This is a genomic window from Singulisphaera photorubra (genome assembly GCF_045290345.1).
In the GTDB taxonomy this organism is placed as follows: domain Bacteria; phylum Planctomycetota; class Planctomycetia; order Isosphaerales; family Isosphaeraceae; genus Singulisphaera.
On record NZ_CP155447.1, the window covers coordinates 8,845,525 to 8,871,113 of the forward strand.

25 protein-coding genes and 1 tRNA gene are annotated in these 25,589 nt (G+C 60.4%); 10 read left to right on the top strand and 16 right to left on the bottom strand.

Going from position 1 to position 25,589, the window contains the following annotated elements:
• The first annotated feature begins 60 nt into the window (after window positions 1–60).
• Genes ndk through ligA form a run of 3 tightly spaced genes read left to right on the top strand, consistent with a single transcriptional unit; the run spans window position 61 to window position 2,895 of the window.
• Entirely contained in the window at window positions 61–516 is a 456-nt protein-coding gene (gene ndk / locus V5E97_RS33085) for a nucleoside-diphosphate kinase (RefSeq protein WP_406695806.1), read from the top strand.
• 30 nt (window positions 517–546) lie between these two features.
• On the top strand, window positions 547–849 hold the full coding sequence (locus V5E97_RS33090; protein WP_406695807.1) for a hypothetical protein: 303 nt from the start codon (window positions 547–549) through the stop codon (window positions 847–849).
• Between the two features lie 27 nt (window positions 850–876).
• Window positions 877–2,895 (top strand): NAD-dependent DNA ligase LigA, encoded by a 2,019-nt coding sequence (gene ligA / locus V5E97_RS33095; protein ID WP_406695808.1) that lies wholly within the window; start codon window positions 877–879, stop codon window positions 2,893–2,895.
• 4 nt (window positions 2,896–2,899) lie between these two features.
• Here ligA and ggt read toward each other — a convergent pair whose 3' ends face one another.
• The 8 genes from ggt to V5E97_RS33135 form a co-directional block, all read right to left on the bottom strand.
• Window positions 2,900–4,621 carry a gamma-glutamyltransferase gene (ggt, locus tag V5E97_RS33100; RefSeq protein ID WP_406695809.1) on the bottom strand — a complete coding sequence of 574 codons (1,722 nt, stop codon included), beginning with the start codon at window positions 4,619–4,621 and terminating at the stop codon, window positions 2,900–2,902.
• A gap of 142 nt (window positions 4,622–4,763) precedes the next feature.
• Window positions 4,764–5,726, bottom strand: a complete 963-nt coding sequence (locus V5E97_RS33105; protein WP_406695810.1) for a ribokinase — start codon at window positions 5,724–5,726, stop codon at window positions 4,764–4,766.
• A 17-nt stretch (window positions 5,727–5,743) separates the two neighbouring features.
• The gene (locus V5E97_RS33110) at window positions 5,744–6,091 is read right to left on the bottom strand and encodes a cupin domain-containing protein (protein ID WP_406695811.1); all 348 of its coding nucleotides are present in this window, start codon (window positions 6,089–6,091) and stop codon (window positions 5,744–5,746) included.
• Window positions 6,088–7,410 carry a c-type cytochrome domain-containing protein gene (locus tag V5E97_RS33115; protein ID WP_406695812.1) on the bottom strand — a complete coding sequence of 441 codons (1,323 nt, stop codon included), beginning with the start codon at window positions 7,408–7,410 and terminating at the stop codon, window positions 6,088–6,090. Before V5E97_RS33115 ends, V5E97_RS33110 begins: the two co-directional genes overlap by 4 nt.
• A 467-nt stretch (window positions 7,411–7,877) precedes the next feature.
• Window positions 7,878–9,140: a hypothetical protein gene (locus V5E97_RS33120; RefSeq protein ID WP_406695813.1), complete on the bottom strand. Its 1,263-nt coding sequence runs from the start codon at window positions 9,138–9,140 to the stop codon at window positions 7,878–7,880.
• A 118-nt stretch (window positions 9,141–9,258) separates the two neighbouring features.
• Complete coding sequence (locus V5E97_RS33125) at window positions 9,259–10,203, bottom strand: 5-oxoprolinase subunit C family protein (RefSeq protein WP_406695814.1); 945 nt, start codon at window positions 10,201–10,203, stop codon at window positions 9,259–9,261.
• A gap of 1 nt (window position 10,204) precedes the next feature.
• Entirely contained in the window at window positions 10,205–10,918 is a 714-nt protein-coding gene (locus V5E97_RS33130) for a 5-oxoprolinase subunit PxpA (RefSeq protein ID WP_406695815.1), read from the bottom strand.
• Complete coding sequence (locus V5E97_RS33135; protein WP_406695816.1) at window positions 10,915–11,634, bottom strand: 5-oxoprolinase subunit B family protein; 720 nt, start codon at window positions 11,632–11,634, stop codon at window positions 10,915–10,917. Before V5E97_RS33135 ends, V5E97_RS33130 begins: the two co-directional genes overlap by 4 nt.
• 285 nt (window positions 11,635–11,919) lie before the next feature.
• Here V5E97_RS33135 and V5E97_RS33140 point away from each other — a divergent pair, with 285 nt between their 5' ends.
• The 4 genes from V5E97_RS33140 (at window position 11,920) to V5E97_RS33155 (ending at window position 15,223) form a co-directional block, all read left to right on the top strand.
• Window positions 11,920–13,113: a hypothetical protein gene (locus tag V5E97_RS33140; protein ID WP_406695817.1), complete on the top strand. Its 1,194-nt coding sequence runs from the start codon at window positions 11,920–11,922 to the stop codon at window positions 13,111–13,113.
• A gap of 150 nt (window positions 13,114–13,263) precedes the next feature.
• A complete protein-coding gene (locus V5E97_RS33145; RefSeq protein WP_406695818.1) occupies window positions 13,264–14,076 on the top strand; it encodes an enoyl-ACP reductase FabI in 813 nt (270 codons plus the stop codon).
• Between the two features lie 63 nt (window positions 14,077–14,139).
• On the top strand, window positions 14,140–14,517 hold the full coding sequence (locus V5E97_RS33150) for a (deoxy)nucleoside triphosphate pyrophosphohydrolase (protein WP_406695819.1): 378 nt from the start codon (window positions 14,140–14,142) through the stop codon (window positions 14,515–14,517).
• 43 nt (window positions 14,518–14,560) lie between these two features.
• On the top strand, window positions 14,561–15,223 hold the full coding sequence (locus V5E97_RS33155) for a hypothetical protein (RefSeq protein WP_406695820.1): 663 nt from the start codon (window positions 14,561–14,563) through the stop codon (window positions 15,221–15,223).
• 110 nt (window positions 15,224–15,333) lie between these two features.
• Here the strand turns inward: V5E97_RS33155 and V5E97_RS33160 are convergent, their stop codons facing one another.
• From V5E97_RS33160 to V5E97_RS33175, 4 genes are all read right to left on the bottom strand, one after another.
• Entirely contained in the window at window positions 15,334–15,948 is a 615-nt protein-coding gene (locus tag V5E97_RS33160; RefSeq protein ID WP_406695821.1) for an ATP-dependent Clp protease proteolytic subunit, read from the bottom strand.
• 25 nt (window positions 15,949–15,973) lie between these two features.
• Window positions 15,974–16,618, bottom strand: a complete 645-nt coding sequence (locus V5E97_RS33165) for a ClpP family protease (RefSeq protein WP_074314087.1) — start codon at window positions 16,616–16,618, stop codon at window positions 15,974–15,976.
• 116 nt (window positions 16,619–16,734) lie between these two features.
• Window positions 16,735–18,237, bottom strand: a complete 1,503-nt coding sequence (tig, locus tag V5E97_RS33170; RefSeq protein ID WP_406695822.1) for a trigger factor — start codon at window positions 18,235–18,237, stop codon at window positions 16,735–16,737.
• Window positions 18,238–18,346: 109 nt separating this feature from the next.
• Window positions 18,347–18,418, bottom strand: a tRNA-Gly gene (locus V5E97_RS33175).
• A 675-nt stretch (window positions 18,419–19,093) separates the two neighbouring features.
• On the opposite strand from V5E97_RS33175, the gene V5E97_RS33180 reads away from it, so the two are divergent.
• Complete coding sequence (locus tag V5E97_RS33180; RefSeq protein ID WP_406695823.1) at window positions 19,094–19,702, top strand: FHA domain-containing protein; 609 nt, start codon at window positions 19,094–19,096, stop codon at window positions 19,700–19,702.
• Between the two features lie 332 nt (window positions 19,703–20,034).
• Window positions 20,035–20,847 carry an XRE family transcriptional regulator gene (locus V5E97_RS33185; protein ID WP_406695824.1) on the top strand — a complete coding sequence of 271 codons (813 nt, stop codon included), beginning with the start codon at window positions 20,035–20,037 and terminating at the stop codon, window positions 20,845–20,847.
• 12 nt (window positions 20,848–20,859) lie between these two features.
• On the opposite strand, the gene V5E97_RS33190 is transcribed toward V5E97_RS33185, so the two are convergent.
• Complete coding sequence (locus tag V5E97_RS33190; RefSeq protein WP_406695825.1) at window positions 20,860–21,171, bottom strand: P-II family nitrogen regulator; 312 nt, start codon at window positions 21,169–21,171, stop codon at window positions 20,860–20,862.
• A gap of 189 nt (window positions 21,172–21,360) precedes the next feature.
• Here V5E97_RS33190 and V5E97_RS33195 point away from each other — a divergent pair, with 189 nt between their 5' ends.
• Window positions 21,361–22,077: a hypothetical protein gene (locus V5E97_RS33195; RefSeq protein WP_406695826.1), complete on the top strand. Its 717-nt coding sequence runs from the start codon at window positions 21,361–21,363 to the stop codon at window positions 22,075–22,077.
• A 39-nt stretch (window positions 22,078–22,116) separates the two neighbouring features.
• Here V5E97_RS33195 and V5E97_RS33200 read toward each other — a convergent pair whose 3' ends face one another.
• The 3 genes from V5E97_RS33200 to V5E97_RS33210 all read right to left on the bottom strand — a co-directional run bounded on the left by V5E97_RS33200 (window position 22,117) and on the right by V5E97_RS33210 (window position 25,419).
• Window positions 22,117–22,332, bottom strand: a complete 216-nt coding sequence (locus tag V5E97_RS33200; protein ID WP_406695827.1) for a carbon storage regulator — start codon at window positions 22,330–22,332, stop codon at window positions 22,117–22,119.
• A 413-nt stretch (window positions 22,333–22,745) separates the two neighbouring features.
• The gene (locus V5E97_RS33205) at window positions 22,746–23,072 is read right to left on the bottom strand and encodes a hypothetical protein (protein WP_406695828.1); all 327 of its coding nucleotides are present in this window, start codon (window positions 23,070–23,072) and stop codon (window positions 22,746–22,748) included.
• Window positions 23,050–25,419, bottom strand: a complete 2,370-nt coding sequence (locus V5E97_RS33210; protein WP_406695829.1) for an MGH1-like glycoside hydrolase domain-containing protein — start codon at window positions 25,417–25,419, stop codon at window positions 23,050–23,052. Before V5E97_RS33210 ends, V5E97_RS33205 begins: the two co-directional genes overlap by 23 nt.
• Between the last annotated feature and the right edge of the window lie 170 nt (window positions 25,420–25,589).

Below are 25,589 nucleotides of genomic sequence, written 5' to 3' on the forward strand. Positions count from 1 at the left end.
CCGAGACCGGCCAAGGGCTTCGGTCAACACAGACCCGATTTCCGCGGGGTTCGACTCTTCATGCAGCGCACCTTGATCATCTTCAAGCCCGACACGGTTCAGCGACGGCTCGTCGGCCAAATTCTCCAGCGGTTCGAGAGCAAAGGGCTGCGGATTGCCGCTCTGAAACTCTTGCAGGTCGATCGCTCGCTGGGCGAAAAACACTATGCTGAGCATCAAGGGAAGCCGTTCTTCGATGGCCTGATCGACTTCATCACCGGTGGCCCGGTCGTCGTCGGCGTGCTCGAGGGGAACGAAGCGATCACGGTCGTACGGAGCATGCTGGGTGCGACCAACGGCGCAGCCGCGGCACCTGGCACTGTCCGGGGCGACTTCTCCATCAGCAAACAGAATAACCTGATTCACGGTAGCGATAGCCCGGAATCGGCCCAGCGCGAAATCGCCCTCTGGTTCCGTCCCGAAGAAGTGGTCGACTACACGATCGACGGCAGCCAGTGGGTCTTCGGAGGGGCGTGACGTCTCTCTTTTAGGTTGGAGCGCAACAACATGGCGGACCGCCCACGGAAGCCGTTGTTCCCGAACCCGTTCTACGTCGTACTGCTGGTCACAAGCACGCTCTTCGTGCTGACGGCGCTGGCGTACGTCGTGAGCCCCTATGTCGGGGCTGAGGCGAACGGTGTTCGGCAGGCCGCCAAGCCCGGGGCGGCGTCCCTGGCGTTGGCGGCTTGGCTCGATCGCAATGGGCCGCTGGCGCTGGGAGTCGAGTTCGTTCTGATGCTCGTCTTCGGCCTCCTTGCGATGGCGACCGATGAATGGTTTCCCTCGAAGGCTCAGCGAAGCGGTCCTTGATTCTTGATGGGGCAAGGAGAACGACTGATGGCGTCTCGGGAGATCGAACGCGAGGTGGCGAAGCTCCGCGAAGAGATTGATGGCCACAACCGTCGCTATTACCAGGACGCCGCACCAAGCATCAGCGATCGGGAATTCGACCGCCTCATGAAGCGGCTCGAGGAACTCGAGGCCGAAGCGCCCGAACTTCTCACCCCCGACAGCCCCACACAACGGGTTGGCGGAGAACCGCTGGCGTCGTTCAAGACGGTGACTCATTCCGTCCCGATGCTTTCCATCGAGAACACATACAACTACGGCGAGATCCGCGAATGGGATGCGCGGATTCGCAAGGCCTTGAATCCGGGCGAGACCGTCCGCTTCGCCGTCGAGCTCAAAGTCGACGGCGTTGCCGTGAGCCTGCGCTATGAGCAAGGCCGTTTCGTCCTGGGCGCGACCCGGGGCGACGGCGAACGGGGCGACGACGTGACGGCCAACTTACGGACCGTTCGCACCATTCCGCTCGTCCTTTCCGACGCCCCTCCACCGGTGCTCGAGGTCCGCGGTGAGGTCTTTATGACCAACTCGGAACTCGTCCGGCTCAATGAGCTGCGGCTCGCCCGCGACGAGGCACCATTCGCCAACCCGCGTAATTCGACGGCGGGATCGCTGAAATTGCTCGACCCCAAGCTCTGCGGCCAGCGGCGATTGAAGTTCATCTCTCATGGTCTCGGTGAGTTCGAAGGGATCGACGTCTCCTCCTACACCGAGTTGCAGAACCTGCTTCGCTCGTGGGGCATTCCCGTAAGCTCTCAGAACGAGACTTACGAGACGATCGACGAGGTCATTGCGCACGCCGAGCGGTGGTCGAGCTTGCGGAACACGCTCGACTTCCAGACCGACGGTCTGGTCATCAAGGTCGACGATCTCGGGCAGCGAGCGCGGTTGGGAACGCGGAGCAAGAGCCCCAGGTGGGTCATTGCCTTCAAGTATGAGGCCGAGCAAGCGGTAACCAAGATCGTCGGGATCACCGTCCAGGTGGGCAAGACCGGAAAGCTGACCCCGGTAGCTGACTTGACGCCGGTACCTCTCGCTGGCACGACCGTGAAGCGGGCGAGCCTTCATAACGCCGACGAGATCCTGCGGAAGGATGTCCGGGTTGGCGACACGGTTGTGATCCAGAAGGCGGGCGAGATCATTCCCCAGGTGGTTCGCGTCGAGGCGGAGGCACGTGACGGCAGCGAAACGCCGTTCGTCTTCCCCACCCGCTGCCCAAGCTGCGACGGTCCCGTCGAGCGGGGTGACGGTGAGGTGGACTTCCACTGCGTGAATCCGCCCTCGCGCTGCCCTGACCAGCTCAAGGAGTGGATTCGCTGGTTCGCGCATCGCGATGCCATGGACATCGAGGGACTGGGCAGCAAGCTCATCGAGCAGGTCGTGGATCGAGGCCTCGTTCACGGCCTGACCGACCTCTACCGACTTGACGAAACGACATTGGCCGGCCTCGAGCGGATGGGGAAGAAGTCCGCTCAGAATCTCCTTGCCGCTCTGGAGGGGAGTAAGCGCCGTCCCTTGAATCGGTTCCTGACCGGCCTGACGATTCGGCACGTGGGGACGCGGAGCGCCGAGATCCTGGCGCAGCGGTTCTCGACGCTCGAGGCCATTCGTACGGCTCCCCTGGTCGACCTCGAATCCGTCCCCGAGATTGGACCCGTGGTCGCGGCGAGCGTCTTCGAGTTCTTCCAAGATCCGGAGAACCAACGCTTACTCGATGAGCTTCCGTCGGTTGGCGTGCTGCCGGAACCGGTCGTGTACGCTCCTGAGAGCCGCGCAGGGCTTCCTCTGGCAGGGAAAACGTTCGTGATCACGGGCACCTTGCCGAACCGAACCCGGCCCGAGGCCGAGGCGCTCATCAAGAGCCAGGGGGGCAAGGTCACCGGCTCGGTTTCCAAATCCACCAGCTATGTGGTTGCCGGGGCCGAGCCTGGGAGCAAGATCGAGAAAGCCCGCCTGCTGAATATCCCCGTGATCGACGAGGCTGAGCTGGAAGGGCTGACGAGCTCATGACCGATCAATACCCGCTGGCACCCCCGTCTTTCCGGGGATCGGAACCGCCGATCAGTACGCCGCGGTCGACATCGATCCGGATCGCCTGATAGCCGCCGAATCCGCCAGGAGATTCGACGATTCGGTGTCCCTTCGCCTCAAGGGCCCGGCGGATCTCCGGGCTGATCTCCGACTCGAACGCGACCGATCCACCTTCCTGGGCTGGAGTGCCTGTCGGCTCGGAGGAGCCGAAGTGGCGGAACCGCGGGGCGTCGCCGGCGTCTTGAACGTCCATTCCATGGTCGATCATATTGCTAAGGACTTGTGCGTGGCCCTGGGCCTGCATGTCCCCCCCCATCACGCCGAAGCTGAGCCAGGGCTGACCCTGCTTCGTGACGAAGCCGGGGATGATCGTGTGGAACGGCCGTTTGTGGGGGGCGAGCCGGTTGGCGTGCTTCGGATCGAGGGCGAAGAGGCAGCCACGATTCTGAAGGGGAAAGCCGAGGTTTCCCGGCACGTGCTTCGATCCGAAGCCGACGAAGTTGCTCTGGATCAGGCTGACGGCGTTGAAGTCTTTGTCGACGACTGTCAGGTAGATGGTGTCGGCCCCGGCCGGCTCGCCGGGAATCGGCCGTTCATTGGCGTGGTCGCGTTGGATGAGTGGGGCCCGAGTGGCGGCGTATTCCTTGGAGATGAGGGAGGCGACCGGCACGTTCGCGAATTCAGGGTCGGTGTAGAACTTGGCTCGATCTTCGTAGGCCAACTTTTTCGCCTCGATCATCAGGTGAAGCGATTCGGTGGAATTGGCGCCCATGGATTTGAGATTGTAGGGCTCGAGCAGATTGAGCATCTGGAGCGTGGCGATCCCTTGTCCGTTGGGAGGGAGCTCCCAGACCTCATAACCGCGATAGGTGGTTGAGACCGGTTGGACCCAGGTACTCGTGTGGTCGCTGAAATCGTTACGGGCGAAAAGCCCGTCGACTTGCGCCGAGTAGGCCAGGATCGTGTCGGTCAGCGTCCCTTGGTAGAAGGCGTCGCGGCCGTCACGCGCGATCGTTTGGAGCGACCTTGCGAGATCCTGGTTGCGGAAGACGTCCCCCACCTCAGGCGACTTTCCGCCCGGGAGAAAAAGGGCCGCCGCGGTCGGGACCTGGGCCAGGGAACGAGCGGCCGACTGCCAGTCGCTCGCGATGATCTCGCTGACGGGGAATCCGCCCTCAGCGTACTGAATTGCGGGGGCGAGGAGATCGGGCCAGCCCTTGGTACCGAACCGTCGCCGGAGCTGGTCCCAGCCGTCGACGCAGCCCGGAACCGACCAGCTCAACGGACCGTTGGTGGGGATCTCTTTCAGCCCTTTGGATGCATAGAGATCAAGCGTGGCGGCATAGGGAGCGCGGCCGCTGGCGTTGAGCCCGTAAAGCGTCTTGGTTTTTGCATCCCAGACAATGGCAAAGAGGTCCCCTCCAAGTCCGCACGACATCGGCTCCACCACGCCCAGCACCGCATTGGCGGCAATGGCGGCGTCGATCGCGTTCCCCCCATCTTGAAGCATCCGGATCGCCGCCGCGGTGGCGAGCGGTTGGCTGGTCGCTGCCATGCCGTGACGAGCCACGACGGCCGAACGCGTCTTTTGCACGGTTCCGCTGGGTCGATCGTGTGCCTTGACAACGCTCGCTTCGGATGAAAACAAGAAGATAATGAATGCGGAAAATTTGATGCGACTAAGGAGACTCGCTCGCCTCGGCATGTGAAACTCCTTCCCGATCAGTCGTCTGGCCGGCCCGACCGGTGGATTACGGCCTGGAGGAAACCGGCAGGGCGACTTGCCGACGGGATTCTCGACGGGTGGGCCACTCATGTTGCTGGAGGAGGGGCGAGAAGTCCATGATTTATTCGGCGTTGCCAGAGCGGCCAAGAGTGGCGGCCAGCCGATCGATGGTTGCGCGTTGAGCGAGCGCTGTTTGCGCCCCCGGCTGAGTGACTGCAAGGGCGGCGGCCGCGGAAGCCCAGACTGCTGACTCGAACAGGGGTCTTCCTTCCGCGATCGCTGTCGCCAGAGCCCCATTGAAGGCATCGCCCGCCCCGACGGTGTCAATCGCGTCGACGAGGAAGGCTTCGATCGCCCGGCAGGTCACTCCCGCCGCATCGCGGGAGAAGACGAGGCAACCTTCTTTTCCGATCGTCACGACCACCGCGCCGACTCCTCTTGCAAACAACGCTTCAGCAGCCTGGCGGATCCCGTCAGGATCGTCCCGGTTCGGCCGCCCTGCCAGGGCTTGAACTTCGAGGTGGTTGGGAGTAAGGAGATCCACCTCGCGGAGAATTTCGGAGTCGAGCAGGCGGATATCGGCGGGAGCGGGATTGAGGATTACATACATGCCCGCCCGATGGGCTCGATGAACGGCGCGGGCGACCGTCTCCAGAGGAACCTCGAGACCCGCGAGCAGAACCTCCCCCGGTTTGAAGACCGAGTCAGCCAAGCGATCGATCGCCGCGGGGGCAAGATGTGCGTTGGCCCCTGGCGCAACGCCGATCATGTTCTCTCCCGCATCGTTGACGAAGATTAATGCCACGCCGGAAGGGATGTCGGGAACGACCAGAACATCGGAAACATCAATGTTTTCGCCACGATAACGGTCCAGCGCCTGCTGACCCAGCGGATCATCACCCACGGCGGAGAGAAAGTGCACGACAGCCCCCGCTCGACGCGCGGCGACGGCCTGATTTGCTCCTTTGCCCCCGGGTCCGCTGACGTACGAACCCCCCAGAAGCGTCTCGCCGGGCGCAGGGAGACGGGGAAGCTGTACGGTCATGTCTGTATTGATGGAACCGAGAACGACGACGCGAGCCATGAACTTGCGCCCTCGTTTCAGAGATAATCCTCGCGAATCGGATGAAATACGTCGAGTGCCACGGCCGGTCCGTCCAACGCGCGGACCCGATGGACGATCCCACCGGGGATGCGCCAGAGATCACCCGGTCCAAGAATTCGAGTCACGTCGCCGATCGTGAACTCCAGTCGCCCGGACACCATCATCCCCATCTGCTCGTGGGGATGGGAGTGGTCCAGTACGACCGATCCCGCCTCGAAGGTGACGACCGACAACATCATCCGCTCGCCGGGCGTCGTGCAGATTTCGACGCCCGGAAAGATCTGATGACGCGAGCCGGTGCCGGCCGGGACAAAATAGGGATCCGCGCTCGAGGGATCGCTCATCGGGATCGTCCATATTGTGTGGCCACAAACTCGCCCGTTCCCGCGAGGAACTGGGCGCGGTCGGTGCCCAGGGTATCCTTGAGGATATCATCGAGTTTGGCGGGATTTTCGAGGAGGTCTTTCACGAACTGAGGGAGGGCTGCCCGCGTCTGCGGACCCATCGCCAATGCTTCGATGATACCGAATCCAATGGCACGCACGCTCTCAGGTTTTCCTTCGCCCCCCAGGGCATCGTTAGCCCGGTTCGTCCAGCCAAGCTCGAACTGCTCGAAGGCTGCGCGGCGGAGTTGCTGCGTGTTCGGGCTACGTGGATCGACCCGTGACCCAAAAAAGGAGCCCAGCCCAAGGCTCAACCACACCGGTGCTTTCTCTGACTCGCGCTTTACGACGCCCGTCGCGATGTAGTCGGTGATCAACCCGCCGAGCGACCGATCCGCATCCGTCGAGTCGTCGCGGCTCTTCTTCTTCGAGCGGCCGGTCCGCCTTGCGGGGCTCGCCGGCTCGTCGCGTCCACCGAGCGGGTCGACGACCGCGATATACGGCTCGGCATCGCCAAGATTCGCGGTTCCCTGTTCCAGCTTGTCGACTTCACGATTCTCGTTGCTTCGGACGAATTCGACGAAGTGACTTCTCTCGTTGAAGACGTAGAGTCCAATTTTCTCGAGGGGCTCTCGCGATCCCGATGGTGAGATCAGGCCGATGATTTTCGGATATTGGGCATCGGCGAGCTTGAGTGTGGAATTGACCCGCTCCTTGGGGAGAACGCCGAAGAGCATGAAGTTCTTGCCCGGCGTGACCTGCGGGGTGTCCTTGGCATTTCCCTTCTTCCAGCGCTCCAGTCCCTTCGCCTCGACAAGTTTGTCGCGGTCTGCCACGGAGAGCTTCGCGAGTTCAGCGGTACGAAGTTGCTCAGGTGTCGCCGCATAAGATGTCAGAAGGGCTTTCGGATCCGTTCCATCGAAGATGGCGCCTGCCTTTACCCACGCGCCAACCTTCTCAATCGCCGCCTCCGAGAGCTGGCGGTTGGCGTTTCGGGGCATTCGTGGTGTCTCATCACCAGTCAACCGAAGGTAGAGGTGACTCTCCTCAGGCATCCCAGCCACGAAGCCCGCCCCCCCTGCTCCCCCCTTCTTGAGCTTCTCGAAGGTGGTCAGGTCGAGCTTTCCGTTCTTCGCCATCGCTTTTTCATTGTGGCAACCGATGCAGTTGCCGACCAGGATCGGAGCGATGTCTCGCGAAAACTTCAGCCCATCCTTCTCGGGAGCCGTGGGCGTCTCGCCGGTCTTGGGAGTTGAATCCGGGTCAGTCGGTTCCGACACCTTCGCCTTTTCTAGTCTCTTCTTCGTTCGTGTTTTCTGCGCAATTCGAATGATTTGAGGCGCAGTAAGCGGGGGCCGGTTCGTCAACTCCCCGCCACTCGCTTCGTCTTTACTTGGCGAGGCGGGCCGCTTGGACGTCTCTTCCGACAGCGCCACTGTCGCGAGCGTCAAGCAAACGAAACTGAGGCTCGAGAGGATTCTCAACATGGTCCGATCCCCACCTCAACTTGAAACATCACGATTGGATGCGTTCAGTGTCCCACGCGTGTTCAGGTTTAGCAAGGCACTGAGCGGCCTGGTTCGGATAAACCTTTGGATGCGAGAATGCGACGATCGATCGGACGAGAAGTCAGCGAGTTCAGCCAGGTGACCGGGCGACGATCGAAGTGGGGACTTGGATGACCTTCGGTGTGGCACCCGGTGGCTGGGGATTGCGTCTTCCAGTCTCTTTGATCCAGTCTCAGAGTTCAGCGTTGAATGGTCAAGGGGATGGAGGCAGATGTGGAGCGCCCGGCGATCTCGTCCTTCTGAACAATCCGGAGTTCATAGACGCCTGGCGGAATTGTGTCGGCCAGGACGATCCGGTAGTTCACGTAGTAATCGCGTCGTCGTCGTCGGCAGACATCTTCGGCCGAGCCGAGCGACTGCGCCCAGACAGGGTCACCACCGCCGGTTGGGACAAGCTCGACATGTGACGAGAGCCGGGAGTGGAACTGCTCGCCCGCCGCGGAATATTGTAATCCCGACATCTCGCAGTAGACGATCAGCGGTTGGCCCGCTTTGCACGCCGCGGTGTCCAAAGGATCAAAATTTCCGAACCCGTTGACCTTCCGGCAGAGCCTCAGTTCACTGACCTCGAGCGGTGCTTCGCCCTCGAGTGCAACGACCGCCGCGCGAATCTCGGCGCCTCGAGGCAGTTCGTCCGCGTCCGTGGCTGTGGATGCGGACTCGTGGGGAATTCCAAGCGCGGCCAGAGCCATTCGCCAGGGCCGAACCTGTTCCGATTTCCCATCAACCTTGAGGTCATCTGCCGCGATCGCATCCAGGAGACGGGATCGCTGGGACCAGGCACTGGAGCCAGAAGCCCTCGCCTGCTCGCTTGCGATCTTCCGCAACCGGGTAATCCCCTCGCCCCAGAGTTCACGAGGGTCGACTGGTTTGACCGTCTTCTCGGGATCGATCGGCACATGGGTCGCTTTGATGACCGAATTTGATTCGCTCAGGGCGCGGAGGGCGACCAGTTTGGGATCAGGTTTTGGTTCTGCCCGCGGCTCGGGAGTCGGCGGCAGAGTGTCGACTTGAGTGAACCGAGTTGCCGAGTCCGGTTCGACCTTGCTGGACTCTCCCGAGTCGGCTCCCCCATTCAAGCTCAACGCGTTCAAGCCCGTCTGCTCAGTTTCAGCTTCAGCTTCGGCATTAGCCTTGGCGAGTGCTTCGTCTAGCAAAGGGGTTGGCGCGTCTGCCGGATCGGGGTCATTGATTGGGATGAGTTGAGGGGTGAGAGGGAGCGGAGGAAGCGCTCCGCTTTCATCGGTCGGATCTGTTGCCTCAGCGGCCGTTTTCATTGCGACCATCGGCAAAGGAACGGGATCCGGCTTCGGGACGTGGACCTGATTCGAATTGGAGCGAGGCACCGGGATCTGCGCGCACCCTGGTGCGGTCAGCACCGTGGCAATGGCGATCCAGGCTAGACCCACGATGGTCCGCCTCTGTTGGCTGCCGTCGGACATCGGACGACCCCTGCTTCGGCCGCGAGAGAGATGATGGATCCGTGGAACCGATTGTTCCTTGGAGGCCATGGAAAGGGACGTCGCGTCGGTGTACCTGATCTCCCGAATTCGGGCAAGCTCAAAGCGAGGTTCGGTCGCCTTCGGGATCGGCGGCGAGCGCGGCCAGGCGCTGGACGATTTCCCTCATTTTTCGCCGATATTCGCGATCAAGCGCACGCGCGGTGACGAGGTCGACGCGCTGGAAGACGAGGCGATCACCCTCTCGAAGTTGACCGATCCGAGCCAGGTCCGCGGAGATGATGTGAGCCACCACAGGGTAGCCACCCATCGTGCCACAATTGACTCCCAGGATAAGCATCTGTCCGCCGGCGACCTGAATCGAACCGGGCGCCACCGGGATTGAGAGCGGCTCGGCCGCGGTCCGTACGTGAAGCGGTGTCCCGGCGATGCGAAGACCCATGCGATCGCACTGTCCCGTGACCCGGAAACTCGTCCCTAGCCACTCCTCGAGACTGCCGACGCGATTGGCATCGGGTCCGTCGACGACGCGAATCGGGTACTTGGCGGGCTCGCACCAAGGAAGAAAGCGTGGATGGCGATTGAGCGTGGCACCTGGTTGGGCCGCGAGCGTTACCCCCGAGTGGAGTCGGGTTTCTTCCGCGCGGCTCCCGAGTCGGACGTTCGTTTGCCAGCCCCCTCGCACGGCCAGGTACGTACGAGCGCCGAGGGAGGCCCCGCCGATCCGAAGTCGCTCTCCCGGCTTCATCGAACAAGAGAGGGGAAGTGTAAGAGGACGCTCTGCGCCGTCACGATCGATCAGACTCGTTTCCATGGGCGCACCGGCCAGGGCAATCGCGAGCGGGATTTGGGCCTCGTAGCTCCCACCGAACAGCGTCATCTCGAGCGTTGCGGAGTCTGGCGAGTTACCGAGGAGGCCATTGGCGATCTCGAACGCGTCGCGGTCAAACGCGCCGGCGCAGGGAACGCCCCACTCACGGAAACCGGACCGTCCCCGATCCTGGATCGTCGTGAAATGACCTGGACTGAGGATCAGAAGTCCCATCTCAGACGAAACCTTTCATGACGATCGCGTGCCGCGCGAGCAGAGTGCGGATCGTGCCGGCATTCTCCACCGCTCGCGGATCATCTCCATGAATGCAGAGGCTTGCGACTCCTTCGTCGATCAGGCGGAGAACCTGTAACTCGATCTCCCGGGGTTCGGTGAGGATTGCGTTCGGTTCCGAGCGCGGGACGAGACGGCCGTCGTCGTGATAACGACGGTCTGGAAATCCTTCGGTCACGAAAATCACACCCTGGTCTCGCGCTCGAGCTTGCAGGATCGATCCAGGTTGACCAAGCAAGGGAAGCTGAAGGCGAACCATGGCGGAGAGAACTCCATCGGCGACTTCAGCCTGGTGCTGAGCCTGATTGTAGAGCGCTCCGTGGGGCTTCACGTAACGAAGGACGAGGCCAACCTCGGCGGCCATCAACGCCAAGGCGTCGACCTGGGCGAGCACCAGTTGTTCCACGGCCTCCGCGGAGATCGTCCGTTCTTGTCGGCCAAAATGGTCCCGATCCGCAAAGCCCGGATGAGCGCCGAGGATGACGTGGCGTCGGGCCACCTCGCGAAGCGTCGCGAGGATCACTGCCCGATCGCCGGCGTGTGCACCGCAGCTCAGACTGGCGGACGTCACTAGCTCGAGGATCTCTCGATCGTTGGGAAACCCCTCACCCAGGTCGGCATTCAGGTCGATCGAGCGCGTTGATGCTTGATTCACAGGAATTCCCCCTGCCTTGCTGCGAAATCCTGGGCACTCATCGGCTCGAAGCGAATTCGGTCTCCGGCCCGGATCGGGAAGCGGGCGCGTTCGACATCCACGATTCGGAGCGGAGTGCGGCCGATCAGGTGCCAGCCACCGGGCGACGGATTGGGATAGACGCCGGTTTGCCGACCCACGATCGCGACGGAGCCGGCGGGGACTTGCTGCCTCGGGACTTCGCGGCGCGGCAGACCGCTCAGTCCCTCGGGTAAGTAGCCCGCGTAGGGGAACCCGGGAAGAAACCCAATCGCGTAGACTCGATAGTCGGTTCCGGAATGGAGCGAGACAACCTCTGATTCTGTTAAGCCGAGCCGGCGGGCGATCTCCGGTAGGTCTTCGCCATCGTAGAGAACAGGAAGGCGGATGAGCGTGCCCTCGTCCTCGGAAAACGGGCCGCCAGGCGAATCGACCTGGCGAAGCTCAGCTTCGAGGTGGTCCAGGTCCACCAGGTCAGGATCAGCGAAGACGGCTGCGGTTCGGTAGGCGAGGACGACGTCAAGAATTCCGCTCCATGTCTTCCCCCGAACCGCGGCCGTCCAGGAGGAAGCCTCGTCCTCCGTGGCAAAGTGGGCGAGGAACGCGCGATCACCGAGTGGTCCCAGCGAGATCATGGCGAGCAAAGCCCCGGTCCGTATTGCGATTGCGTCACCGAAACCAGTGGCACGACTGGCCATCCCTGATTTCCCTCAATTCTTCGGGCAACCCCCTCGGATCGGCGATCACCACTTTGGAAATTTCGCCCGGGCCAGCCAAGGCGACTCGACTCCTCCCGAATGCCCTGTGCACTCGATTCGAGGAGTGGCAGGTGCTCAGGGGCTCACGGGAACGCAACCGACGTGGAAAAAGGGCGGGTCCTCCCGAGCGACAAAACGCTTTTCGCCTGATAGGGTGGATGTGGAGACGTCTTTCGTTCCTCCACGTATCGAAGAGTGTATCCGATCCGGGATCGGAGGGTGATCGTGGGACTCGGCTCTTTTTTCGTTGTCCTGGCCCTGATGATTGGGGGAGATCCTCCCCCGACTCCGGGGACGGCAGCCGATGAAATCACACTTCGGGATGGTAAGGTCCTGCTCGGCCAAGTGGTTGAGCCGGCTCCTCGCGGGACGCTCGTGGTTCTTGTGAAACGGGCTTGGGCCGAGGCGGAAATCCCGGACTGGTACGCACGGTGGAAGAGTGTCGAAGCACCGTCACTCCGTCGAGCTCGCACGCAACGGCTCGATCGGCTTGTGGCTTGGCGACGAACTCGGACTCCGTTCGCCAATGCCGATGATGCGATCCTGGCCTGGATCAACCGAGAAATCGCAGCCTTGGGTGATCCGGAGACGAACTCCGAATCAACGCTCATGTCCGTGAAGTTGAACCGTGGCGAAGTCCGGTCGGTTGTACGTCGTCCCAAGAGTTCGGCGAAGATGCTCAGGCAAGGTTGGCTATCGGGCTTTCCTCGCGCGGAGTCGATGCCGCTGGACCGCCTGGCGGAGTCGCTGGAAGGACGAGGATTCGCGGCCGAGGAGGGACTCACTCCCGTCTCGGTGGATCGCCTCCTCCCTCTTCCCGTCGAGACCGAGGCGCAATGGACCACACGCCGAGCGGCCACCGAGGTGTCGACGGACCCGGGCTTGAAGTTTGTCAGGACCGGGTCGATTCTCTTGCCTGAACCTGAACCCGGGCAGCCGCTTCAGATGGGTGGAGCACTCTCCGCGCTTTCTGATCTGACGAAGCTGCTTGAGGATCGCGCGACCGATCCGCTGGTCGAGTCACTCGGCAAAATCGCGGCCCGTGGTCGCATCGGCGCTCTTGTGACTGAATTGGAGATCAGTCCCGACTTCACCATGGTTCGGGTCAACTCGACCCTCTGGGTACGAAGGGCCGATCGCTGGGTTCCCGCCGGCTCGCGAAGCGCAGCGGTTCGGCCCGACGAACTCGCGGCGAATGCGGGAGCACCGCTGGCCGACGATCCCCAAGTCAAAGGGGTCTTCAAGTTGGCGGATTCGATCGGGTTGGGAATGGTTTCGGACGAAATGAAGAAACGGAGCCTGAGTATCGGGGCCGCGACTCAGCAGGCGCTCGGGAAGGTTCGTTCGGCGATGCTTGATGAGATGAATCACCTCATTCTGCCTGTCCACGAGACGCCGACCTCCGAGGTGAAGCCTTAATTGTGAGGGCTCAACCCGTTTCTCTGGCGGAAAGTCCGGTTGAGTGGTCGAAATTCTCCGTGTATCCTGGGCAACGCACGACGTGCGATCGCTCCGGTTCAGTTCAGAACGTTTGTATCAACGCGCATTCCACGCGAAGGGGTCCCGCTGATGGGCTTGTTCTCCGGAAAAAAGGGACTTGTGCTGGGAGTCGCCAATGACTTCAGCATCGCCTGGGCGATCAGTCAGAAGATGCTGGCGGAAGGGGCGGAGATTGGCTTCACCCATCTGCCCGGGGACAAGATGGAGCGGCGCGTTCGCAAACTTGCGGACCCGATCGGTGCCAAGCTCATCACCCCGTGCGATGTTCAGAAGGATGAAGATGTCGCCCGAGTCTTCGAAGAAGCGCGGCAGACTTATGGGGCACTCGATTTCGTGCTCCATTCCATCGCGTTCGCGCCGATTGATGACATTAAATGTAACTACGTGAATGCGAGTCGCGAAGGCTTCAAGACGGCCATGGAAATCAGCGTTTATTCGCTGGCGATCGTGGCCCGGCATGCGGCCGAGTCGATGCCCAACGGCGGGTCGATTGCGACCATGACGTATTACGGTGGAGAGCGGGTGGTCTCCGGGTATAACCTCATGGGGGTCTGCAAGGCCGCGCTGGACGCATCGGTGCGCTACCTCGCTTACGACCTGGGGCCGAAGAAGATTCGCGTGAACGGTCTTTCCGCGGGACCGGTCAAGACGCTTGCCGCCTCGGCGGTGGGGGATGCCGACAAGCTCGCCGGCCTTTACGAGGCGGTCTCGCCCCTCGGGCGAAACATCACTCGTGAAGAGGTTGGAAATTCGGGCATGTTCCTTCTCTCCGACCTCTCCAGCGGGATTACCGGTGAGATTCTCCACGTCGATTGTGGATATAATGTGATGGGATCTCCGGGACGAGCCATCGAGGCTGCCAAAGCAGGCGCTTCGATCTGAGTGCACTACAACCCCATGATCCCCCAAGAACCAGACAAACCCATCGCCGTGGGAATTGGACTGATGTGTCGCGACGGGCGATTTTTGATCCGTCAACGCCCGCCGGGCGCGGCGATGGCGGGCGTCTGGGAATTTCCCGGAGGCAAGTGCGAACCTGGCGAGACTCCCGAACAAGCGACAGTTCGTGAGTGCCGCGAAGAGACCGGCCTCGCGACCATCGCGGGCCGGCTCCGACGGCGGTTCGTCCACCGTTACCCTCATGCCTGGGTTGAACTCTTCTTCTTCGATTGCACGACGGCCGATCCCGCCGCCGATCCTCGGCCCGAGACCGGATTTCGCTGGGTTGAAGCGCGAGATTTACCCGCGCTGACGTTCCCCGGTGCCAATGAGCCCATTCTCGAGGAATTGTTGAACGAGGCCGGTGGGACGGATCCGTCCTGACTCGCCTCGATTGGAAATACGACCGCGGCAGACGAGGAGCGCCATGATTTCCCACTGGCATCACGCCTTTTCCGTGGGCCTCCTGGCGCTCTATCTGCTCGTTTTAGCCCGGTGGCATGGAGGTCGGTTCCCCCGGGTCGTGTCGGGACCCGCGGACTTTGCTTTCCTGATATTCGGCGTGGGCGGTCTGGTCCTTTTCGGCCCGATCGGTCAAACCCTCGCAAAAATGCTTTTCGTCAGGCCGAATTCGCTCGACTGGTTGTCGCTCGCGTCGGGAATGACCCTGGCGGCGCTGCTCGTTTCCAGGCGAGCGTGGCGACGCTTGGTGATCTATCACGTCGACGCCGCGACTTTAGATCGGGTGCTCGAGGAGATCCTCACGCGGGATTCAGGCCAGTTTGTACGGACGATCCACGGCTTCGAGGATACGACCCAGGGAAGGGGGATTCGAGTCGATGCGTCGTCGCGCTGGATGACCGCGACGATCGAAGCATATGGTCAGGAGCCTGAGCGGATTATCCATGCACTCGAGAGTCGGCTCGAGGATCGGTTACGAACGACGTCGCCGCTCGCCTCGAACGTCGGTGGACTCCTTTTGATGGGATCGGCTCTGACCTTACTTTTGGCGATGGGTGGTTGGCTGCTTGCTCAACCGCGAGCGCTTGCCGCTCTGCGGGGCCTGATCGAACGACTTCCGGGTGGATGACCTCGAGTCAGTGAGGTCGGAACCTGGTTCGGGAGTCTGGTTCGCCTGTGCGAGGCAAAAAAAAAAGGGACGCCTCGAGGAGGCGTCCCTGGACTGGAGACGAATCAACTTCAGGGGATCGGGTTTGGATTCAGAGGGATGGCAGGCTCGCGATCAACGACGTTGTCAATCAGGCCGTAGTCGCGAGACTCTTCGGGGGACATGAATCGGTCCCGATCCGTATCTTCCTGGAGCTTTTCCAGAGTCTGACCAGTATGCTTCTGGTAGATCTGGTTGAGCTGCTTCTTCATCCTGAGGAATTCTTCGGCGTGGATCAGGATGTCGGTGGCTGTTCCTTCCATGCCCGCGAGGGGCTGGTGGATCATGATCCGCCCGTGCGGCAACGCGTTGCGTTTGCCTTTGGCTCCTGCCGCCAGGAGGAGCGAGCCCATGCTCGCACACTGGCCGATGCAGTAGGTGGCCACGTCGCACGACACCCACTGCATGGTGTCGTAGATCGCCATGCCGGCGGTGACGCTACCGCCGGGGCTGTTGATATAGAGGTGGATGTCAGCCTTGGCATCCTGGTGAGCCAAGACCAGCATCTGCGCAACGATCAGGTTCGACACATTATCGTCAATTGCCGAACCGAGGATGATGATGCGATCTTGAAGCAGGCGGGAGTAAATATCCATCGCCCGTTCTTCGCGACCGCTTCGCTCGATCACGATCGGAATCAGTGGCATGTGATAATCTCTTTCCAGGGGGTAATCACGAGTTAGCGGCTGGGGGCGTTTGCGCCTTCAACTCGCCACTGGGAATGTGGCCCACAACTTCGTCCACCATCCCGTATTCCTTGGCCTGCAACGCGGTCAGATAACGGTCGCGTTCGGTGTCCTTCGCGACCGTTTCGTAGGTCTGACCCGTATGCTTGGCAAGAATCTCGTTGATATCCTTCTTACTGTTCACGATCTCCTGGGCCTGGATCTCGATGTCGGAGATCTGTCCCCCCACCTGGCCGTAAGGCTGGTGGATCATGACTTTGGAGTGGGGCAAGGCATAGCGTCTGCCTTTGGCCCCTCCGGCCAGGAGAACGGCAGCTCCCGAGGCTGCCATGCCGATGCAGTAGGTCGCGACCGGGCAGTCAATGAACTGCATCGTGTCGTAGATGGCCAGCGTGCTGCTCACGCTGCCACCGGGACTATTGATGTAGAAGCTGATCCCTTGCGTCCGGTTCTCGAACTGAAGGAACAAGAACTTCATCACCGCGGAGTTCGCGACGGCGTCATTGATGACGCCCTCGAGAAAGATGATCCGGTTCTCGAGCAACAGGTCGCCCAGGGTCATCTGCCGCTGTCGCGCATAGTCGCGGTAGCGTTGAATCGTCGGCTGCGCGAGCGTGTGTTCGGCGTACATGGGAAGCAGTCCTTCAGGATCAAGGGCTCGAACCGCCGCGAACGATGTCGGGCGAGCCTGACAATCATCCGAGTCGAGTCAAGAGTGGAGCAGGACGGCCGGGTCGATCCGAACCGTTAGCTCTTATCCTTCGAGCCGGCAGTGCTCCCGTCTTCGGCCGTCGAGGCATCCGCCTCGTCTTCCGAAGCGACGAGTGAAGACGCACTTTGATCGAGCGTCTCCACAGCCTTTTGCTCGACGTGAGGAACTTCTTCGTAAGTGACGAACTCGAGGATTCGGTCGAGCGCTTTCCTCTCGAGGATTTGCGAAGCAAGCGCGTCGCCGAGGCCGTCCTTCTCGATTTTCGCCCGAACCCGACGAGGACTCTCATCAGTTCGTGCGGCAATCGCCTCGATTTCCAACTCGAAGTCTTCGTCTTCGACCTTGATGTCTTCGGTCTCGGCAATCTTGGCGAGAATAAAGAACTCTTGCAGGCCGCGAAGAGTGGACTCGTGGGCATTGGCCCGGATCTCGGCCTCGCGGGCCCGGATCTCGGTCTCGTTGAGACCTTCCTGCCGCATGTCGAGTATCAGGCGGCGAAGAGTGGCCTTCTCTTGGCGACCGACGAGGTCCGCGGGAAGATCAAAGGGTGTTTCCTTGATCAACTGCTCGAGAATCTCTCGCCGGATCCACTGACGCTGTTGCAAGTTGAGGCGGCGTTCCAGAATTTCACGCAACGCATCACGCAACTCAACTTCCGTGTCGAAACCAAGTCCCGACAGGAAGGCGTCGTTTACTTCAGGGAGTCGGAGTTGCTTGAGGTCGTGGACCTGAAAGGTCACTTGAATGGTCTGGCCGCGAAGATTGGGGTCGGTCGAGCCGGAACCGATCTTCGCCTCGGCGTCCCGCGATTCTCCCGGCTTGACGCCGAGCAGGATCTCGCCAACGTTGGGCACCGAGCCATCCTGGAAGCGGAGCTCGGGCTGGAGGCGGAACTGGATTTCCTTGGCTTCGTTCAGGGTGACCCCATCGCGATGGAAGCGAAGGTCCGCCGTGACGAAGTCGCCGATCTCTGCCCCACCCTCGGTCTTCGGCACCATCTGCGCATGTCGCTCGAGGAAGAGCTTGAGCTGCGCATCAACATCGGCGTCGTCAATGGTCTTGACCGGACGCTTGACCGTGAGGGCCTTGTAGGCGGGTAGAGCAAAGTCAGGACGAACCTCAAGGTCCATCTCAAACATCATCGGCCCGTCGTCGGGGAGTTCAATCGCCTCGACGTCGAGCTCGGGTTGTGTGATCGGATTGAGTTTGTAATCTTCGTCGATCTGCTCGAGACAGGCCATCAGAAGAGTGGATTTGACCTGCTCTGCGACTTGCTTCCGGAATCGCTTTTGAACGAGCTGCTTGGGAGCGCGCCCAGGACGAAAACCGGGGACGGCCGCTTCGCGGGCCATGGTCCCAATCGACTCATTGAATTGTCGATCGATCTCGGGACGTGCGACGACGACCTTCAGGTGCTTCTTGCAAGGTCCGACATCAGCGATCTGGACGTCGAGATCGAGCTTCCGCTTGACCGCATCTACCTCTGCGGCGGTCGTTGCGGGCGATCCGTGGTCGTGCTCGTGCTCGCCAGTGCTCATCAAACAGGCCTTCCTCGGAATTCGCCAGGCTGGGATGACTTTGTCCGCCATCACGCACCCGACGCGTTCCGAGCGTAAGCCGCCAGCCTCTCGATGGCAATCGTGAAAGAGCGGGAGATGGGATTTGAACCCACGACAACCACGTTGGCAACGTGGCGCTCTACCCCTGAGCTACTCCCGCTTCGTTCTCAGTCGAACCAAGTCTAAAAATCTCGGCGATTTTCAGATCCGCTTGACTGTTCCCACCGGCTCGGTGAGACTTAGTATAGGCTGGCGAGTCAGGATTGCAACCTCAGTTGAAGCGATTTTTAAGGATCGTTTCGACTCTCAGTCGGCCCGACTGAACTTGCCTGACTGACGAGACTTAGTATAGTCTGGCGAGTCAGGATTGCAACCTCAGTTGAAGCGATTTTTAGGATCGTTTCGACTCTCGTTCCATTCTAACTTGGCTCACCTGATTAGTGAGCTTTAGTATAGTCTGGCGAGTCAGGATTACAACCTCAAGTGGAACCGATTTTAAAAGATCGTCTCGACTTTTTGGTGAGCTTTCCTGGTCCCATCTGGTTTGGTGGGTTCAGGTTTAGGCTCGCTTGCAATCCCAGCTGAAACGATTCTTTGGGTCGCTTCGACTGTCGTTACCGGTTCGTTTCGGCTTCACCCGACCGGCGAGGCCTAGTATATCCGGACGAGACGAGATTTCAATACGGCTCCCCCCGATTTTCTTGGATCCGAATCAGAACCGGGACTTGGGTTGAAATTCATTTGCGTGACAGCTTACCAAGGGATAGCTTTGATTTACCATTCACCACGCGGTTCTTAGACGCCCTCCAGGCGGATTCCGTTAGGATTCTCGAACATGGATTTCCAACTGTTAATCGTCCGTGGCCGCGGTGCCTCAACGACGATCAAGCTGACGGACGGCGTGACCACAGTCGGTCGGCAAGATGATTGTCAGCTCCGCATCAAATCATCGCAGGTGAGCCGCAAGCACTGCGAGCTGTTTGAGAAGAAGGGCCTGTTACTTGTCAAAGACTTGGGCAGTTCCAATGGCACGTTCGTCAATGGCAAGAGGATTCAAGAACAGCAAGTTTTGGAACCGGGCGATGAATTGACGATCGGCCAGCTTCTCTTTAAGGTTGCCAAGGTCGGCGAGGCTCCCGCGAATGCCCCTTCTTCACCGACGGTGAAACCGGGTGATACCGCGGTTGTCGAGGCGATCCCAACCTCAGAAGATGACGAGTTCGAAATTGATTTCGACGTGGACGTCGACGCCCCCTCCCCCGAGACGATTCCGACCGTCGACGAGGTCGCCGCGCAGGGCGCGGTTGCTGCCGAGCCGAAAACCGAACCGAAACAGAAGTCAGAGAAGCAGCCCGCGGCTAAGACTCCCGCCGAACCGGATAACCTTTTGGGCGACGATGCCATTGCCGATTTTCTGCTCGATATCAAGTTTGATGAAGATTGATTCTCGCACCCACGTTCCGTCGTGACGAATCCCGTTGGCATCGGTCTTGTCACGACCTCTCCGTCTCGCGGCCCCTGCTAGCGGGGTCGCTGGCTTCAGTGCGACCTCTTCGCCTGACCCAGATCGTCCCTCGAAACCTGCGGACATTCCCCGTTCTCGAGTTCAATGCTCGACACGGTTCGCGTTGCCTGTTCGCAACTTGAGGGGGAATGCAATTGATTTTGGATCCAGATCGCCATATAAGGCTGTCAGTAGCGCGTTCATGGAGTGAGGTCCCGGCGACGTCGGCGGGAATCGACCCTGGTGAGGCCTGACACGAAAAGGTTGATATCATGGCCCGTCGCAAGACGTTGCCCGATTTGGTCAAGACCAAGTACTCGCTGGCAGAGCGGCTCGGTCGCCTTCGTGCCGAGTTGTTTGGAGACCGGGGCGGGCCAGAATTGGCGCGCCGGTTGGGCATTCCCGTGCGTACCTGGTACAACTACGAGGCGGGGGTGACTGTCCCGGCCGAGGTCGTGCTGAGAATCATTGAGTTGACCGCGGTCGAGCCGATGTGGTTGCTCCATGGCAAAGGTCCGAAGTTTCGACCGAAGCCGATCGAAGACTTTGACTCGCTACCGCATTCCGAACGGTCGGTCGGTTCCTTGCTGAGAACGGCACTTCAGATCCTCGAACAAGGGGAGCGGAGCAAGCGGTCGGGCACGAGCCGAGGCCAGGACGAGTTGGATGACGATTGTGACGAGGAAGATGACCTTGTCTTGCTCGAGTCCACGGATTCGGGCTTCGAACCCGTGACGAGGGCGTCGGGTACCAAATTCCTCAAGGCGCAAGCCGGATGGCTTGAGGCCGAGGAAGATGGGCGCCAGATGATCAACAAAGGCGATGCGATGTGTCCGATCGTTGCCGACGGCGCCAGCGTCGTCTTCGCGAGCTCGGAAGAAGACCCCGCCACGCTCGACGGCAAGCTCGTGGTCGCCTGGGTGGATGGAACGCCCCAACTCCGCTGGTTCGAGGTCTGTGGTGATTACGCCCGGCTCCGGGCCGAGGCGTCCGACGCCGAATCGTATCGGTTTTCGTTCGACATCGAAGGGGAGTCGGAGGACGATCGGGTTCGCCGTGTCCTCTGGATCAGGACCCCGCACTGATCCTCCTGCCGCTCAAAACATCGGAGCGTTGCCGAGACAAGGGAGGATCATGATCTTTCCGTCGCCCATCCGGCCGGTTCGAGCTTGCGAGACAATCAACTTGACCGCGGTGGCCACCACTTCGTCATGCACGAAGAGGGTGATCTCAACCTTGGGCAGGAACGACGCGTTGTATTCACTCCCGAGATAGCGATGGAGCCGGTTCTTCTGGCGTCCATAGCCCATGGCCTCGCGGACTGTTCCGCCCAAAATTTCAATCGATTCCAGCGCAGCCAAGACAGCCTGTGCACGGAAGGGCTTCACCAAGGCGATGATCTGAACCAATCGACGACCTCCATCGCGACTCGAACGACGAACTCACCCGCTCGGGAGCCGTCGCTCAGCGCCGCTCCCTCGGGGTTCCATCCCACACCGAATCGGAACGCTTGACAAGCCTTCACGTCCGGGTGAAAGTGGAAGTTCGTTGAGCGAGCTGAAGCTTGCGCGATTTCACGCGGCCGTAAGAGGTGATCCATGCGACGGGTGCTGGCGATGTTGGCAACGATGGCACTCTTGATGATCGGAGGCTGCGGGAGCAAGAGCTACGAACTCCGGCTCGACGAGACTCTCGAAAACATCAAGTATCAGGATCGCCTCAACAAGCTTCTCATGCCCGCGTTGACCAAAGGCAAGTGGGAAGAACTCTCGATTTACCTGCGCCCTCCCAAGAATCTCGCGCAGACCAAGGCGTGGATGTTGGTCGAGACCGAACCGGGCAAATTCGATCAAGAAGCCAGCTTTGATGAGCCCAAGAAACAGAGCATGCATGTGCTGGCGCGAGTCAAGCGGGCCAAGACGCCGGGCAAGAAAGCCGCACCCTCGCCCGCCGATACGGTCGACCGCACAAACTTCAACGGCGATGTCCTCGCCATCTTGAACGAGTTCTACAAGCCTCCCGAAGAACTGACCATCACCAAGTTCAAAACCGAAACCAAGAAGAAGAACGACTTCAAATTTCACAGCATGACAGTGAATGACAAGAGCGTGAAAATTTATCTCTATAAAAAAGATCCGTACGACGTTGCCCTGATCTTTGAGTATCCCAAGAGCGAAGAGGCGGATCTGTACTCCAAGATCGGACTCAGCCTCGAGTCGTTCGCCGTCGGGGATCGGGCACGTCGGTTCTTCGGCGGAGCAACAAGCGAAGCGGAAGCAAGCGGGGACGCTGCGCCGAGCGGCGTGGCCTTCTAACTGGCTGCCGAGCCAGCCGGATTCATGAGATGGTGAAGATCATCGTCTGGGCCGCCCTGTCCGAGTGATGGGAGCGGCCACTTCTTTTCCCCTCTCGACCTGGTGCGCGTCGAGCAATTCTTCCCGCAAGACCATCACATCCGTCGGAGCCTCGATCCCAAGCCGGACCTGCCCCCCTTCCAGCTTCACCACGGTGATCCGGATGTCGGATCCGATCACAATCTGCTCCATCCGCTTTCGACTCAGAACAAGCATCTCGTCCTCCCTGCTGTGAACGTCGTCAACTCTGTTCAGTCCGTTCCGTCGATCCTGACTCTGCTAATACGATCGAGAAGTCGGAAAGTTCACCGACAGGCGGCAGCCTTTCAGACGCCTCTCAGTTTATTGGCGATCAGAGTCAGAGCGGATCGCCCCAAGGTGACCACCTGGTACGGTTTTGCCACCTTGGCCGGCGTCCGAAGTTTTCTGGCAATCATGTTCCAACGTTCAATCGCCAGCTCGTGCGGGAGGGTTCGTTGAAGGGGGCGCGGACCAGGAAGTGGTTGTGGCCGAGATGCGAGCGGAGGCGTTTCGCTTGCTTCGGCAGTCTGATCGATGGGTGGATCGTTTGCCAGGTCGCCGGGAACGACCGAGTTGCAGGAATGGGGCCAGTTCGCTTCAGAGCAAGCCTAGCGGCGCCATTCGTCGATCAGCGAGGCGACCAATGCCGTCCAGCCGGTCTGGTGTGAGGCTCCGAGTCCGGTTCCGTTGTCTCCGTGAAAATATTCGTAAAAGAGTATGTGGTCACGCCAGTGCGGGTCTACCTGGAACTTTTGGGTGTCGCCGTAAACCGGCCGTCGACCACCCGCATTGCGGGAGAAAACCCGGATCTGTCGTTCGGCGATTTCGCGAGCGAGGTCGTTGAACGGAAGCGAGGCGTCTCCAGGGTGCGTGGCCGGGCAGCCGAGTTTCTCTCCGAACGCTTTCCCGAGCTTACGGAGCGACTCGATCAGCAAGAACCCTGTAGGGAACCAGACCGGTCCTCTCCAGTTCGAGTTGCCCTTTGATTTTGTCGATCGACTCGGCCGGCTCATAGCGCACCACACTGCCATCGAACTCGAACGGATGCGACTCGTGCGCCTTGGACATGCTCCGGACGCCGTAATCCGAGAGAAATTCGTCGGGGTCGCGAATCCGCGCTGTCATGCGGCGGAGCTGATTCTGATTCAAGATGGTTAAGGCGTACGTGACATTTCCATCGCGCTCGACGGTGTGGACCACGCTCTGGGCCAGCTTGGCCCGGTTCTTCATGAACCAGTCGAAGTTCTCTCGAAACTCTTTGAACGGTTCGATCCAGGCGACTTCGAGTCGCTCTACGGCAAAGAGGGGGATCAGGCCAACCAGTGAGCGGACTCGAAATTTGCGGTAGCGACCGTCAGGATAAAGCAGGACGTCGTAGAAAAAGCCGTCTTCCTCGTCCCAGAGCTGATAGTCGCGGTTTCCCATGTTCTTCATGGCCGCAGCGACATAAATATAGTGTTGGAAATATTTGGATGCTAGCGCTTCGTAGACGCGATCTTCCTTCGCCAGTTCCAGCGCGATCCTCATGAGGACCAGACAGAACATCCCCATCCAGCCGGTTGCATCTGATTGTTCGAGGCGTGAGCCATCGGCGCAACGAGTGCTCCGATCGACGACCGTGATGTTGTCGAGTCCGAGGAACCCACCTTCGAAGATATTGTTCCCCTTGTGGTCGACTTTATTGATCCACCAGGTGAAGTTGATCAGGAGCTTGTGAAAGCAGCGTTCGAGGAAGTCGCGGTCCGCCTTGCCGGAACGAATCCGGTCCATGTTATAGACGCGCCAGACGGCCCACGCATGAACCGGTGGGTTGAGGTCGGAGAATTCCCACTCGTAGGCGGGAATCTGGCCGTTGGGGTGCTGGAATTGTTCAAAAAGCAACAGCCAGAGCTGTTGCTTGGCGAACTCGCCGTCCACAATTGCGAAGACGACGCATTGGAAGGCCAGGTCCCAGGCGGCGAACCAAGGATATTCCCACTTATCCGGGACGGTCATCACCCGCATGGAATTGAGGTGACGCCAGTGCTCGTTGCGGATCGTCTTTCGCGAGGCGGGCGGGGGCTGGCTCGGGTTGTCGCCGTCGAGCCAGACGTCGACGTCGAAAAGGTACGATTGCTTGCTCCACAAGAGGGAGGACAACGCCTGGCGCTGGATGATCCGATCGTCGGTCGTCGCCTTGGGCGGGTGGATCGTCTCATAGTATTCGTCGGCTTCACGGCGGCGGAGTTCGATCGTCCGATCGACTTGTTCGAGAGGATCTTTCAGGCCAGGAGTGTCGGTCAAGCGGAACCGAAGGACCACCGACTCCGAGGGCGCGACGGCGTCGAATTGGTAATGAACGGCGGACTTCGTCCCGATCTGGAGCGGGTTCGTGCAAGGATCCCCATCGATCAACGTGCGGTGGAACGCGTCCTTGACGAAGGGCCTTCGGTTCGCGTGCCCTGGACCAAAGACGCGAGGCTTGTTCGTTTCATTGTCCGTGAATAATGGGGTCCCGCCCCCAGGCGCATGAAAGAAACGTGCGCCGAGGCGATAATGCATCGGGATTGAGCTCTGCGGCTCGAGTTCCGAATCATCTGACATGAGGCAGAGGTTCGTGGTGTCGCCGAGCACCATCCGGATTTTGGGTTCGGGGGTGGGCCGAGGACCCCAGGCCCAGGTGTTTCGAAACCAGAGGTGGGGAAGGATGTGTAGGGGAGCGGGGTTTGGCCCACGATTGATCGCTTCGATACGAATGCAAATGTCTTCTGTGTTAAATTTTGCGTATTCAATGGTGATGTCGAAATAAGCGTCGTCGTCAAAGACACCCGTGTCGAGCAGCTCGAATTCGGGATCGGCCGTGGATCGACGGCGGTTCTCGTGAACGAGGAGGTCGTACGGGAATGCACTCTGTGGGTATTTGTAGAGAAATCGCATGTAGGAATGCGTTGGCGTACAGTCAAGGTGAAAGTAGTACTCCTTGACATCCTCGCCATGGTTGCCTTCGGGGGACGACAGGCCGAAGAGACGTTCTTTGAGAATCGGATCGCGCCCGTTCCAGAAGGCGGGGGCGAACACGAGGATTTGATAGCGGTCGCAGATTCCAGCGATCCCGTCCTCACCCCATCGGAAAGCCTTGCTTCGCGCCAGGTCGTGAGGCAGGTAGTCCCATGCGTCACCATTCGAACTGTAGTCTTCACGAACCGTTGCCCAGGCCCGATCGCTGACGTAGGGTCCCCAGCGACGCCACCCCTTGGCATCGTCGTGCACTTCTTGGAGACGCTCGTGTTCTTGGCTTGGCATAGTCCGTGATTCACATGCCGGCTGAGAGGGGGGGAGACCTTGCAAGGAGAAGGCGGATTCCACGCCCACTCACTTGTTGTCTGCATGATAATCCGGCGCCAGGGAGGCGGCGAGTCCCCACTGGTGGCCGATCCTGCTTCGCTGTTACCGAAACCATGCGGCTCAGTGCG